At 71.7% G+C, this 14,116-nt stretch carries 9 protein-coding genes; 3 read left to right on the plus strand and 6 right to left on the minus strand.

The window, feature by feature from the left end; genetic code table 11:
* Positions 1–1,060: 1,060 nt before the first annotated feature.
* Both ACIQ7Q_RS34225 and ACIQ7Q_RS34230 read right to left on the minus strand, forming a co-directional pair.
* Positions 1,061–1,801, minus strand: a complete 741-nt coding sequence (locus ACIQ7Q_RS34225; protein ID WP_403871149.1) for a Crp/Fnr family transcriptional regulator — start codon at positions 1,799–1,801, stop codon at positions 1,061–1,063.
* Position 1,802: 1 nt separating this feature from the next.
* Positions 1,803–2,054 carry a hypothetical protein gene (locus ACIQ7Q_RS34230; RefSeq protein WP_403871152.1) on the minus strand — a complete coding sequence of 84 codons (252 nt, stop codon included), beginning with the start codon at positions 2,052–2,054 and terminating at the stop codon, positions 1,803–1,805.
* 2,309 nt (positions 2,055–4,363) lie between these two features.
* Between ACIQ7Q_RS34230 and ACIQ7Q_RS34235 the strand changes: the two genes are divergently transcribed.
* Positions 4,364–5,416, plus strand: a complete 1,053-nt coding sequence (locus tag ACIQ7Q_RS34235) for a hypothetical protein (protein WP_403871155.1) — start codon at positions 4,364–4,366, stop codon at positions 5,414–5,416.
* A gap of 581 nt (positions 5,417–5,997) precedes the next feature.
* Here the strand turns inward: ACIQ7Q_RS34235 and ACIQ7Q_RS34240 are convergent.
* From ACIQ7Q_RS34240 to ACIQ7Q_RS34255, 4 genes are all read right to left on the minus strand, one after another.
* Positions 5,998–6,672: a hypothetical protein gene (locus ACIQ7Q_RS34240; RefSeq protein WP_403871158.1), complete on the minus strand. Its 675-nt coding sequence runs from the start codon at positions 6,670–6,672 to the stop codon at positions 5,998–6,000.
* 697 nt (positions 6,673–7,369) lie between these two features.
* A complete protein-coding gene (locus ACIQ7Q_RS34245; RefSeq protein ID WP_403871161.1) occupies positions 7,370–10,966 on the minus strand; it encodes a hypothetical protein in 3,597 nt (1,198 codons plus the stop codon).
* Positions 10,967–11,165: 199 nt separating this feature from the next.
* Positions 11,166–11,426, minus strand: a complete 261-nt coding sequence (locus tag ACIQ7Q_RS34250) for a hypothetical protein (RefSeq protein WP_403871164.1) — start codon at positions 11,424–11,426, stop codon at positions 11,166–11,168.
* Positions 11,427–11,656: 230 nt separating this feature from the next.
* Positions 11,657–11,881, minus strand: coding sequence for a hypothetical protein (locus ACIQ7Q_RS34255; RefSeq protein ID WP_403871168.1), 225 nt, complete (start codon positions 11,879–11,881; stop codon positions 11,657–11,659).
* A gap of 518 nt (positions 11,882–12,399) precedes the next feature.
* On the opposite strand from ACIQ7Q_RS34255, the gene ACIQ7Q_RS34260 reads away from it, so the two are divergent.
* Both ACIQ7Q_RS34260 and ACIQ7Q_RS34265 read left to right on the plus strand, forming a co-directional pair.
* Positions 12,400–12,711 (plus strand): hypothetical protein, encoded by a 312-nt coding sequence (locus tag ACIQ7Q_RS34260; RefSeq protein ID WP_403871171.1) that lies wholly within the window; start codon positions 12,400–12,402, stop codon positions 12,709–12,711.
* 10 nt (positions 12,712–12,721) lie between these two features.
* Positions 12,722–13,969, plus strand: coding sequence for a helix-turn-helix domain-containing protein (locus ACIQ7Q_RS34265; RefSeq protein WP_403871174.1), 1,248 nt, complete (start codon positions 12,722–12,724; stop codon positions 13,967–13,969).
* Positions 13,970–14,116 lie beyond the last annotated feature (147 nt).

Raw genomic sequence — 14,116 nt, forward strand, 5'->3', positions numbered from 1 at the left:
CGGAGAGCCTGACGGCTCTTGCGTTGGGCCTGACGGCCCAACTCCCGCCTGACGGCGGGAAACTGTTGCGACGTCATGCCTGGCGGCATGACAGGGAATTGGGTTGAGGTAAGGGTGGGGCCCTGGCGGGCCCCACGTTGTGTTGAGTTGGGCCTGACGGCCCAAGTGTTGTGAGAGGTTGTTATGCCTGATGGCATAACAGGGATTTGAAGTTGCACCCGTCCCCCTGGCGGGAGACTTGTGGGGCTTCTGCTGGCGTCTGGCGACGCCTTGATGTCATACGTCTTCGTTGGACAGTGATTTGAGTTGGTGTCTTCCCTTGTCAGGGAAGGAGGCCCTGTTCTGCCTCGTCCTGGCGGACGGGGCCGGGCGTGCTCTTCATTACGAACTCCTCGTACTCGAGGTGCATGATCTCGTCCCCGTCCTCCATCTTCTTGAAGTGCTTCCCAGTTCCGTGACGAGCGGCGGATTGGCGAGCACGACGGGTGGCGGCACCCACTCAAACGGGTGTCGCCCTCGATGCGAGCCAGGGTTATGGCCTCCTGACGGAGCCCGTCGGCGGTGAGGCGGGAAACGGCGAGTGCTCCTGGATGGTGGCGAGCGGGACCAGCTCGGCGCGGTGGGCAGGTGACCTTACATCGCGTCCCATGCGGCGATCAGCAATGCGAGCGACGCGGGGTGTTGCGCTCGCGAGGGCAAGTCGGCGGCGGCCTTCGGGGGGCGTGCCGTGCCGGCAGGGAAGAAGCGGCCGGGGGCCAGCGATCCGGCACAGCGCTACCCGTCCGGACGACGCCACTGACGGGAAGCAGCGGGGACATTCAGGTGCTGGCGACGCCGACCGCGGGGCCTTGGCGCACAGACTGTTCCCCGGGGAACACTCGCGATGGTGGTGTTCTCCTGGGGAACAGACACAGGCTGACGGGCCGGCGTTACTGCGGCCGTATCCGGCCGCGCTTCAAAGCGCGGCGGCAAGGAGCTCTTCTGCGGCCGCGCCGTTCTGGCCGTGAGCGGGCGCGGGGCCCGGGAAGGTGTCCCGGGCCCCGCGGTGGTGCTGATACTGCTACACGGCGCTCGGCAGTGCTCCGTTGGCGATGGAGTGGAGCATGTCGGGGTCGAGAATGCTGTAGACGCGGTTGGCGCGGCCGCTGCCCGAGGAGGAGAGCACCTTAATGTCGCGCAGGTAGCGCATGCTCTTCTCGACCGAGGCGAGGCTGATGCCGAGGGCGAGGGCGAGGTCTTTCTGGGTGGGGCCGTGGAGCTGGCCGGCGCCGAAGGGCACCAGGCGGGCGTCGTCGAGGTCGGGTGCCTGATGGCTGAGGTAGTGGATGAGTTGTGCGACGCGGGCGGTCGTCGGGCGGGAGTCGAGGCCGTAGACGATGTCGTGGACCCTCAGCTGGTAGGTGAGCGCCTGGTTGATCATGCGCTGGACGGTGAGATCCCGCATCGCCCAACTGCGCAGGACCTCGCGGGAGATGCGGATGGTCCGAGTCGTGCAGAGGAACTCGGTGTGGGGGCGCATAACCGTCTTGGTCGCGCTCTCGCGGAACATGTCGAGGTCGCCGAGCCAGCGCTCGGGCCCCCACAGGCGGCCGCCCTCGGCCGCGACGCCGGAGACGATGATCTCGAGGTAGCTGCGGTCGGTCATCGCGGTGTCGCTGGAATGGCGGTGCAGGATGCTGCCGCCGGCCAGCGCGACGGCGGCGTCGGTGCCGGCGCCCTTGGCCCGGAAGTACTGGCTGAGACGGACTTCGACGCTGCTGCGACGGGGGCGCGGGGGTTCGAACTGATCGGTGAAGCCCATGTCAGATTCCCTCCCCGGACAGCCCGTTGGCGCCGGGGGCGTGGAGCGCGCCGGCAGGCGGGGCGGGCTGGGCCTGCGGCTGTTCGGTGAGGAGGCGGACGACGGGGACCAGGGCCCCGACGAGCGCGACGAGCGCGAGGATGACGGCGGCGATGCGCACGGGCGTCGCCTTGAGGTGGAAGATCGTGAAGCAGGCGGTCGCGAAGACGATCACGAACAGCGCCGCGATGATCACGAGTACAGCGATGGACATTGTCGGGACCCCTGAGGGTAGGGGCGACCTGCCGCTCCGCCCCGGGCCCCTCGTGGAGGGATGGGGCGGTCGACTGCTCGGCTTCCCGCCCCTGGCTAGGGGGCGTTCGGCCGAGCCCGGCACGAGACCGGAGACCGCCAACTTTGAATCCTTCGGACAACAGCACCGACCGAAGGTCACGCCCCCTCGAGGGGAGGTCTCCAGCGACCGGTAACGGAAGACTGTACCGACATCGGCGGACGTCGCCCAACTAGCCTTATGCGTAGGGGAATCGCTTGATCACGAGAGGTAACGGGCCGTCAGCTGCCCGATCCTTACGGATGTGATGGACGCCACAATGGAACGCGTGTTTCGGGCCGCCTGATGCCGTAGAAGTACGGCTCAAGGGCCTCGCCACAGGGCCGAGGCAGCTTTTTACGGCATTACTCACTGGTAGACATTGTTTCATTGTCGCGTTGGACATGGGCCCTGAATCCGCCCGGACTTCAGCATCATCGGGCTTGCCTGGGAGGGTTGGCCCCCTCCCAGGGCCCGATGGCACACGTCACCGAGGGTCCCGCCGCACCGGCAGGGCCCTTTGTGTTTCCCCAGCTCAAAGCCCGGTCCGCTGAGCCAGCGTCACACGGGCGCCTCCACCGTGCAGTTCGAAGCCGCGCACGCGAGACCACCCTCCACACCACCTCCTCCGCACCCAGCGACGCCGTCCTCGACGACGTTCCCGAGGGCACACCGGCCACCCGCCAGACCGATACCACGGCCCTCGGACACACGACTTTGGCGGGTCAGATCACTGACACCACCGGCATCCGCGCGAACACACGGACGGACTTCCGGACGTACATGCTGCTCGAGAAGCCCCGACTGCACGACCACCCCCGCGACCACGCAGCACCCGACGAACGCCGGCACGAGGACAGCACCGCGGCGCCCGGCGCGCCACGACGATGTGGCCGCCGGGACCCACCACCTCAGACTCGACCAGGGCCCGCTGACCTCCTCCCTCTTTCGTAGGTGCCCGGGCGGCGAGCCACACCTCCTCGCGCCCATCCGCACCACGGGCCGCCCCGGCCGCAGAACGGCACTGTGGGCGGCAGGGCGTCCCACGACGGCCGGGCAGCCGACCGGTGCCCCGCCGGTGCGCACCGTCCAGGCGGACGGACGCGGCGTGCGCACACGCCACCTGACACCCGGGGTGCGTGTGCCGGGACCGGCCGCAGCACGTGATCCTGGTCGGCGGCGCATGCGGGCTCGAGGAGTTGATCGACGGCCGTGACGCCCATGTGGCCGTCGGCAGGCGCTTGGCACGGTCAGGTGAGGGTCACGCGTAGTTCGTAGGGCTCCGCGGTGCTGATCGCGGTGGCCGGTTTCCTGCGGATCTGCCGCGGTAAAGCCGAGCAGGGCACGGTCGGCGGCCTGGCGCAACACGGGGAGGATCTCCGTCGTCGGGCGGCCGTGGTGAGTGGTGGCGAGCTCGTTGGACGCCTGCTGATACGACGTGCCGTACGTGCGTCGGGCGTCCGGCACGAGCCGCCCGAGGGCGGCGCGGTCGATAGTGCTCCGTCCCATCGTCTGCTCCCTTGCCTCAGGGTGGGCGCCGGGGTGTCGGGGCCCTCTTCGACGCTACGAGCAGCCACCACTGACAGTGCCGGGCTGGCTGTCGACAGCCGGGTACGCGCCTTTAGCGTGCCGGGCGGATCCGGTTCGACACCGCTGTGCGCATGTGGGCGCGCGATGATGCTCAGCCAGCGCGGCCACTGCTGCCGTGCCTTTGGCACCAGTCTGCGGAACACGGGCCGGCGGCCTCGCGGCAGGGGGGCGGTTCCTCGGGGCCGGGCCGGCAGCGCAGTGCACGACGCCGTTGGAAGCGCTGGTCTCGCCGGTTGATCCACCATGTCAGGCGGTCGCCGGATTCCTGCGGAATGAGCACGTGCAGGGCGGACTGTGCCAGGACGACGACCAGGCTGCCGAGGAGGATCGTCACAACTGCCCAGCCGGGAGCGCCGTTCAGGGCCGCCGTGAGCACGACGAGGCTGCCGAAACCAGCTCCTGCGAGCATGCGGGGACGCGCCGTCCGGGGGGAGGGTTGCGGTGAAGATTCAGGGTTCTTGTGCGCTGGGCGCCAGGATTCGAGCATGGTGGTCTCCTGTCATAGGCCGAGCTGGTCGGCGTCGTCCCGCAAGCCTCACGGGCGGCCCGATTGGCGCGGAAGCGGGGCCGTTGGCGGTTCCCGGGGGGAATCAATGAAAGGGGCCGCTGAAGGCATGTCGGGCCAGGAGCGACCAGGTCGGGCCGGCCGGCCTATGAAGCCTGTGAGCAAGAACCTGCCGCCCGAGATCCAGGCTTGGCTCCGCATCTGGCGGGAGGTGCTGCTGGACCCTCTGCGCACGTTGCGCTGGAATGCGTGGTCGATCCAGCGGATGGCTGATGAGCTCGCGCTCCGTGTGGCGGGAAGAGGCCATGCAGGGACCGATGGCCGGCTGCGTGATGTGTCAGGCGTCTCCAAGACAACGCTGCAGAAGGAGATGGCCGGGGACCGGATGCCCACCCGCGACGTGGTACAGCATCTCCTCGACATCGCCGTAGAGCACCTGCCCAGTCCCCCCAGCCCTGAGAGCCAGAAGGCCTTATGGGACGCGTACTACCCCGCTCTGGAGCGGAAGATCCCGCTGCTGGCGTCCCTGTACAGGGCAATCGACGAGCGTGATGAGGCATTACGCGCCCTTGCCGCAGCCGAGGAACGAGAGAGCCACCTGCGAGAAGCCCTGAGACGGCAGGAGCAGGACAGTCGGGTCAGGCCTGCGTGGTTCCAGGCAGGGTCTGACATCGAGCGCGCTGAAGACATTGCGCGCAAGCACCGTATTCGTGTCCCGGGCCTCCGGTCAGACACCTACGAGGAGCGTCTACGCTCGCTCTCGTCTGCAGGCGGGGTACTGAGCCTGCAACTGGAGGTACTCACCGACGAACTGGACCAACTGCGCGGGCAGCGCAACCCGGTCAAGCGTGCGGCATGGCGTGCTCTGCGAGCGGTGAAACCTGCTCAGCGAAAGCGCGAACGGGAACTTACGGCTCAGTGGAACGCCCTACAGAAAGACCGGGTCGAGCTCCTGCAACTCCTCGAGTCGGTCGAGAGGAATCTCGGGCGGGCCGATCTTCGCGAAAGGGAGTATCTGGACCAGGAGCTCGCTCACGCGCACCGCGAACTTGAAGTGGCGCTGGTTGAAGCGCGCCACCGGGACGCCGACCTTGCCCAGCTGGTCGAGTCGCTGTCGACCCGGATTGCCAGCCTCCGTGAAAGCTCGGTTCTTTCCGAGGCCGACGATGTTCTCGCTGCCGCACTCGAGCAGCTGAGCCCGCGCCTATGAGAAGAAGGGCAGATACCGAGCCACAGGATCGTCTGAGGCGGAGGTCGCCGCTCTGGAGGAGGAAGCGCGGCAGTCCGAGACCGTCCAGGCCGCGCGGGCTGCCTGCGAAGACCTGCGCGCAGTCCTCGCCCGGGCCCGCGCCTGCGGGGATACCTGCCAACGGGGTGTGCACGCCCTCCGGACTGCTGGGTCACCACCACCGAAACGATCCGGCGAGCCGGAATCACCCGGCCTGGAACAAGCTGCCGCCCTCAGCGACCCGATCACCTGAACACCGGGCGTACGGGCGGGCCCCGGCCCCACCGCGGCCGTCGGCGCCCCGGCTGTGCGGGGCGCCGACGGTGGCGTCGGGCAGCCGGTCGACGTAGGCCCGCTCCCTCGCTGCCCCCTTCAACCGTGTGCTGGCCAACACCTTCGTCGACCTCGACCAATCCCCACGTAGCAAGGGCCACTGCTACGGGCTGGACCCGCGACGAGGCAGGGCGCGCGCAACATCAAGGCCGGTTTGCTGTGGTGGGTCCCGGCGGCAACGGTAATGCGGCAGGAGAACGACGTCTGACATAGGTTGCCGAGAGGCCCGCCTATGCGGTGACATCGATGCGAGCGGCGCACATGTCGCGGATGGCCTTGAGGTCGACCAGCGCTTGCGCTCGTTCCTTCTCAGCGTCTGGCGCAGCGCGGACGATCGTGTCTACGGCCTCGGCGAGCGCGGTGGACACGTGTTTCGGTACCAGTCGCACACCGAACGCGAAGCCGGTGTCCACTTTGGTGCGCACGTCCCGCTCCAGCGCATCCCATGCCTCCAGAACAGCAGTCCGCCCCTCGCCGTCTGAAGACTGCTCGAGCACGCGAATTAGGGCCTGGGTGTCTTGGTGAGTGAGCGTGCACAGCTTGCGGTAGCGGGACCACATCTTCTGTGTAGCTACGACCGCTGCAATGCTGATGGTGATGGCCAGAGCAGGAATGATCTTGAGGTAGTCAGTCGACACTGCGTAGAGATGCGCGTATAGAAAGGCAGCAGCGCCACACGCGCCGTTGAAGTTCGCCAGCGTCCTGCTGGCCATGGCCCTCAGGATGCGTCCATCGAGACGATCGAGCTGCTTGTTCTGCGGTTCAAGCCATCGGGCAACGAGGGGGAAGACGAAGCAGATCGTGAGCATGATCTGCGCGTCACCTGCATGGGCATTGACCTGAGCCGGTGCAGCCACGATCCGGTCGGCGAGCTTGAGCGGGTACATGAAGACGTAGAACGCCATAAGGCCCCACGTAAAAACCTTCGCCTCCTCCCTACGCGCTTGCCACGCGGGTGTCGCAAAGGCGGCACTGAGGCGGGCCCAGGCGTGCCGGGGTACCTTCCGCCCGTTCCATCTGTCTGTGGCACCCCGCCACTGACGGGCGGACCAGAGCGTCGCGGCCAAGGCAACGAGAAAGGCCACCATGAACAGGGACCTGTTGGTCTTCTCGTAGGCGGAGTTGCTCCACAGGGCAGCGGCGAAACCGAAGGGTAGAACAGCGCGCTTCCAGTGAGCACGCATAGGAGCAGCTAAGCGGGCAGCGATCGGCATAAGGTCATGCTCTGCCCTCGAACTCACCAGCCGTAGACGAATTGATGCACATCAGAGGTTCGGGTCCCTCAAGTCGCGCTGCGCCCGCAGGAGCCGGGCAACGCCAACGGCGGCAAGGTCGAGCTCTGCAGGCTCGGGCACGCAGCGCCTAGTGCACACGCTCCGGGGCCCGTGGTGGGGGTGTCGGGCGCCCCTCGGGTGGTACGCCCGACAAACGGATCAACGGCCGGCCGCGCGGGGCGGTCACGGGGACCGGGACGGAGCGACGCTCGCCACCCTGCCCCGTGGCCCGCCCCGCGCACCGCCGCCGGGGGCGGCGCCGCGCAGTCGCGGGATGACACCCGCGGGCAGGGTGGCGGCTGGACGGCGGCTGTGTCCGAGCCCGTGGTCAGATCCTGGCCGCGTCGATCTCGCCAGCGTCGATCAGAGCACGGCGCAGTTCCCCGGCCGCGTCGGTGGGGCGGGCGGCTGCGGGCAGCGCGAGGGCGGCTTGGAGCAGGGTTCGGGCGTTGCGGCGGACCTCGGGGGCGGGCCATGGGCCAGCAGGGGACGGGGCGAGCAGGTGCGCGAGCAGGAGCAGGGCGTCGGGATTGTTTGGGTGGGCGGCGGCGCGTGCGGCAACGTCGCCGGCGCCGATCTGGTGCGGGGTGTGCTCGGCGCTGCGCCGGGCCAGGGGCAACCACACCTCGTCGGTGAGCGTGTGGCTGAAGTGGCCGGCGCCGGCGAGCGCACCGGGCGGCAGGCCGGCCTCGAGCGCGGCCGTCCACCACTCGGTGGCCGTGTCCGCGGCGGAGCGGCCGGGGGCCAGTTCCGCAGATGGGGCCCGGAGCCACTGCATGGAGATGGCGAACGTCGCGAGCAGGCGCTCGGCGGCCACATCGCCGCCCGGGCCGGCGGCCACCTCGCGCCAGGCGGCTGCGGGGTCGCCCAGCAGGCCGGGGTGACCGTTCAGCAGCGCGTCCACCACCCGGAAGGACACGTTGAGCCCGTCCTTCTCGCGCAGGGCGGCCAAGAGCTGGCCGCGGTCCAGGGCGGCGAGCAGCTGTGGGTCGAGGCGGCCGTCGCGCATCCACGCCACCGCCGGCGTCAGCCGGCCGGGGGTGAGGGCGTACAGCTCGGAGTGTGCGTCGGCGTACGCGGTCGCCCGGCGGTGCAGAACCGGCAGGTGCTCCCCGATCACGGTGGCGACGGCGTCGTCGCCTGGGCGGGCGACCAGGACGCCGGAGAGCAGGTGCAGGACGTCGGCTGGCATCTGACCGTCCATGGCGGCGAGGCTAGCGGCGTAGTCGAGCAGGCAGTCCAGCGCGCGCACCGCCGGGTCGGACTTCGGCGGGCGGACGACCAGCTCCTGCTCGTCCGCCCCGTCGCCGGCGGGGCGGGTGAGATGTTCGGCAAGGCCGTACAGCTGGTCCAGGGCGCCCGGCAGGTCGCCAGCCAGGTCGGCGCCGGTGCGCCACACGACGTGCAGCAGGTCGGCCAGCGCCCGGTCGGCGAACTGCACCGCTCGGGACGGCTGGTCGCCGGCCGCGGGGGCGGGCAGGGCGCGGCGCAGGGTGAGGGCGGCGAGGGCGGCCGGGGCCGGGCCTGCCGGGAGGGCACCGGGGCGGCGCGCGGTGCCGGCGACCGCGTCGAGGTAGAACGCGCGGAGCTCCGGCCGGGCCAGGGCGGCGAGCACCCCGGGTACGTCGGCGGTCCAGCCGGCCGAGTCGGCGCCCACGACGCGGTTCAGCACGCGGGCGTAGCCGTCGGCGCCGGCGTCCGGGGCCTCGGCGAGCGCGGCGGCAGCCGCGAGCGGGCCGGCCGTGGCCGCGAGCTCCCGCACGGCCTCGGTCTCCAGTGCGACGGCGTTCCCGTCCCGGCCGGGCCGGGCGGTGGTCCGCGGGTCGGGCGGGCCGGCCGGCTTCTGCTGGCGCAGCGCGTCAAGCAGCGGCGTGAAGTCGGCAAGCATCTGTGCGGGTAGGACCGGGGACCAGGCCCACACCCGCAGCCAGGAGGCGAGCTGCTCCGCGCCGGCGTCGAAGTGGTCGGCGGTGCCGGCCTGGTCAAGGTCGGCGGGCAGGGCCCGGTCGACCTCGGCGGCCGAGGGAGCCGGGCCGAGGGCCGCGCGTGCCCGCTGGTGCAGGTCTGCAGCCCGCTCGCCAGGGCAGGTGCGCAGCACCAGGGCGGCCAGTCGGGCGCCTTCCGGCGGCGGCGGGACGGCCAGCAGGCGCACGGTCGCCTCGATAGCCCGGTCCCACCACTTCCCTGCGCCCGGGGAATCGGTGTGGGCGGCGGGCGGGTGGGCCGTCAGGTGCGCGGCGAGCAGCCGGTCGTGCAGGACCGGGTGCACGGCGGCGATCCGCGGCCAGGCGCGCGTCCGCTCGGCCAGCACGACGCCGGCTGCGGCGTCCGCCGCGGCGAGTTCGAGCACCGCGCGGGCCAGGAACGGGCCCGCCAGGGGTGATTCCAGTGGGCCCTCGCGTAGCCGCTCCTCGTCCAGGTCGACGACGGATGACCAGACCGCCGCAGGTCCCGCGTCGAGGTCGTGGCGCAGCAGGCCCGCGAGCGCGCCCCGGATCGCGCGGGCCCAGCGGAACGGTCCGCCGGCCGTGCGGTGGACGGTCGCCACCAGTTCCCGCAGCAGGCCTGCGATGTCGTGGTCGGGCAGGCGCGCGGCGAACCCTTGCTTCAGCGCCTGCGCCGCCTCCAGATCGGCGGCGGACACCCGGCGGCCCGGGCCGGCCGGGGCCCGCCCGCCGGTGCCGTGGCGCGCATTGACCGCCCTCATAGCCCGGAAGGCGGCGTACTCGACGTCCACCACGTCCTTCAGCAGCGCCTCGGCGACCAGCACCCAGTCCCCGTCGCGCGCCGCGACGTCGAGCGTGCCCGCCCACCGGGCCGCCATCCGGCGCGAGAAGCCCGCCTCCTCGGCCACCTCCCCGGCGCGCGCCGGCGCCAGGACGTACGGGAGCAGCAGCCGGACCTCCGCAGCGCCGAGCGTGCCCTCGATGGCCAGGTGGAGCAGCACCTTCACCGCATGCTGCCCGGCGGCGGCGAGTTGGACGGCGTGGGATGCCAGCCAGGGCATGGCCGACTCCGGGGCGGTGGCTGCCAGGCGGATGAAGAACGGGGCGGCCGGCCAGAAGCCGGTCACCTCGTCGACCTGCAGCAGGTGTGGGGCGTGCTCCTGAAGGACGTCCAGCCAGGCCGCGGCCGGGCCGGAGCGGAAGAAGAACGCCTCGGCGCGCGGGTCCACCCAGCCGGCCAGCTCCCGCGCCTCCTTCTCCCCCGGGGCCGTCAGCGCGGCGAGCTCGAGGACGCGCGCCGCGCGGGCAGGCAGCGGCACCAGCAACTCCCGGGCGGCGGTGAGGATCCGCCGGTAGAGCGCTGCCGCCCGCCCCCTGTCGGCCGCGCCGCCATGCAGGGTCCCCGACGCCGCGTTGTACATCTCTCCCCACTCGTCCAGCGCCCGCGCCTGCGCGCTGCCCATCACAGCGCCCGTCAGCCGCTCGGCGATCCCCGCCGCCCGAGCCCGGTGAAAGCCCCCCGGGCTCGCCAGCTGCCCGCGCAGCGCCTGTGCCGCCTCCCACACCCCCACCACCTCTCCGCCTGCGGTGCCGGCGCGGCCGGGGGCAGCGCCCCGCCCTCCGGCACCGGCCCGGGTGCGGCGGGGCCCGCCGCTGGCGACGTGCTCACCGGCGGCCGGCGCCGTGAGCGGGTCGGGGAGGGCGTCCACCGCGTCAAGGAGCGCGGCGGTCGCGGCCTTCAGGCCCCGGGGATCCGCAGCGCCCGGCAGACTCAGCACAGCGTCCGCCGCGCCCCGCAGGCACGACTCCGCGACCTCCGCTGGCCGCTCCAGAAAACTTCCGGCCAGGACCCGGCGCGCGTCCCGCAGCAGGCCCAGTGCCCGCTTCCCCTTCGCGCCCTGCGCGACCAGGGACTCGGCCAACACCTCGTCGACCTCTGGCAGTTCGTCCACGCCGGGCGGCGGCATCTCGTCGCTCATCGCAGCACCGTAGACACCCCCCGCCCCCGCAGGGCCAGAATCTGCAGACTCGGCACCCGGCGAAGGGACCGGCCCGGGCGTCAGACCCCGCGGCCGCAGCACCCCTCCCGCACCTCCGCACCGCCCTGGCCGACCGGCTGCAGACACCAACGCAGCCGGGCGGTTGCCGTCCGGTACGCCCCGCTCGGTACGCCGGGGACTACACGGTGCTGGAGCCGTCCTCGCGTGCCTCGACGAGCTGGATCTCGATCGCGGTCTGGCCCGAAAGGCTCCGGGCGAAGGCGCGCAGTGCCGCGCGCTGTTCGGGAACCGACATGGTGCCCCAGATGCGGGCCAGGCGTCGGCCCATGATCGCCGGACGGTCGGCGTCGTTGTCAGGGCGGGCGTGCTTGCCCTGGACGAAGTCGGAGACGGTCTCGGTACCTTGGCCTGCGGGCCGTCGGCCATGACCTTGTCCCACGCGCGCAGCCACGGGGCCTGGAGGTTGTCGGTGATCTCGCAGGCCTTGAGGTAGCCGATGAACTGGCGGCGGCTGGCGGGAAGGGTCTTCCCGCGGATGATGCGGTGGGCCTGGCTGTGGGCGAGGACCCCGAAGTCGCCCGCCCGGTCGTGCATCTGCCGGGTGGACGGGCTATTCGCCCATTCGTACATCTCGACGAGCGCGCCCTGGAGATCGGCGCGGTCGGGGATCTACTGGGCCCGGCTGGTGAACCGGCGCGCGCTGATGCGGAAGGTTCCACTGGCCTCGCGCCTCTGGGCACCTCGGTCTCCTGGGTGGTGGGTGCCGCCACAGGCGCCGACGAACGCCAGGACGATGCTGAGCTTGGTCAGCGCTCGGCCGGGCTGAGCGGTGCGCTTGAGCGTCGAGATCGAGACGCCGGGGTGCGCGGCGATCTCTTCCAGGTGCGGCCCCAACGTTGCGCCGGAGCACGTGAGGCGGCTGCAGGCAGGCAGACGGATACCGGTCTGCTCCGGGTGTGGTGACGCCGGGGCCGGCGGTGCAGGCGCGCGTCAACACGCCTGGCGAGTCCCTGCCGTGCTCGGTTTGCGGCCAGTAGCGGGTCAGGGGACCTGGGAATCGGTGCGGCGCATCATCACTTCTTCGGCATCGAGCTGGCAAGGCCGGTTGGAACACACGTGGACCACGGCCGACGACCAGTTGCCGCCCGGGCGCGCGGCAGCGGCGGCCAGCAACGGCAAGCACGAAGAACGGGGGTCCGCAGCTCAAAGAGTAGGTAGTGGAACACCCGCGGACCGCGGAGGACATAAGGGACGCACTGTGCAGGCGAGCGGGTGCCGGGGCGTGCCATCCTGCTGGGCACCGGAGCGCGGCAGCGTCAACTGCCGCCCATGTGCACGGATTTGCGGCCAGTAGCACTCGTCGGCCCGGTGCATCCCGCGCCGGGCCAGCCTCATCGTCAGGAGAACGTCCCATGTCCCCGTCTCACCCCGGCGCGCCCGGCCACGCTTCCCCGTCCCGCGGGGCCCGGCCGGCGCTCGGCGCCGCGCAGATCGCCGGCATCTGCCTCTTCCCCGTCCTGGGCGCCATGCTCGTCGCCGTGGCCGGCATTCCCGTCAACGACACCTTGCTGCTCCTCGCCGGCTGCGGCGCCATCGGCGCCGCGACCATCACCGCGGCCAGCGGCACCCGCCGACTCCTCGGCGCGCTCGCCGGGGCTGCGGCCGACCCCAGCCCCGGCGGGAACATGCAGGGCCCGGGCCTCGACGCCGCCGACGGACGATAAGGGCGCACCAGTGTCACGCACCCCGCACACCCACCGTGCCGTACTCGCCTCCCTGCTCACCGCCCTGCGCGAGTCGGCCGGACTGACCTACGCCGCCCTCGCCGCCCGAACCGCCAGGATGAGCGTGTCCGCGACCACCCTCAAGCGCGCCGCTGGCGGCATCGACGTGCCGCAGGAGGCGACAGTCACCACGTTCCTGCGAGGCTGCGACGCCGACGCCTTCACCGAGCAGGTCCTCATGGCGGCGTGGCGGGCGGCCAGGGCTGAGCAGCGCGGCAGGCTCGCCAGCCTCCATGCCCCGGCGGTGGAGAACATCCGAACCCCCGCCGACCTGAGTGCGGCGCTGGCCGCCGCCTACGAGGAGGCCGGCGCACCACCGCTGCGCGTCCTGCAGGAACGCGCCGGGATCGAAGGCACCGCCGGAAGCTCCCTGCTGCCGATGACCACCGCCTGGCGCATTACCTGCCGTAAGGCCCGCCGGCCCACCGACTGGCGCCAGTGCGAAGCGTTCCTGCGCGGCTGCGGCATCACCGGCCCCCGGCTGAACCCCTGGCGCCAGGCGTGGGACCGTGCCCAGTCCCACACCATGCGCAGCCCTGAGGCCACCGCTGCCATCGAGCGCCGGCTGCTGAACGGCGCCCGCGCGCGCCGGGTCGCCGAGCCCCTGCAGCGGCTGCTGGCGGCGCTGCCCACCGACGCCGCCAAGGACGTCGTCGACCACGCCATCCGCGACGCCGCCGCCATGCTCGCCGCCCGCAACGGCGCACCTCCGCCCACCAACCTGCACGACCGGATGCTCCTTCTCCCGCAGGAGGGCCGCCCCGCCCCGTACGACACCGGCGTCGACTTCATCCGCATCGACGGCCGGATGACCGAGGTCATGGAGGCCAAGCGCTTTGGCCGCTCGGACCCTCCCCCCGCCGCCGTCACCGCACAGCCGGGCCCGACGCCCGGCCCCCGCATTACAGCGGAGCAGGGCTCTACGGGCAATCCTCCACCCCACACCGCTGTGCACACCGTCAGCGTGGGCGGAGGCAAGACGCACGCCGCAATGTCCCTCCTACCTTTCATCGTCCGCAACTCCACCCCGACCAGCAGCGCGGAACCCGCACAGCGGAACGGACCGGCGCTGAAACCGCCTCACACTTCGGGCAGCCGCCCGCAGCCCCCCAGCGCGGCAGCACCCGGTACCGCGTCGGGCCGTCCGGGGCGCGGCGGGAACACGGCGCTCCGGCCAGAGCGACGCCGGGGCCAGTAACCGCGGCCGGTGCTCCGCGGCCGCCGGTCAGCGGCCGCCGGTCAGCGGTGCGGCACCCGGCTGCCCGATCCCCCGAGTGCGACCGCGAATTCGCGGGGCCGTGCATGCTGTGGCCGCGTCCAGCAGGGCCCGGGCGTGCCGCATCAC

The organism is Streptomyces sp. NPDC096176 (genome assembly GCF_044763255.1).
Lineage (GTDB): Bacteria > Actinomycetota > Actinomycetes > Streptomycetales > Streptomycetaceae > Streptomyces.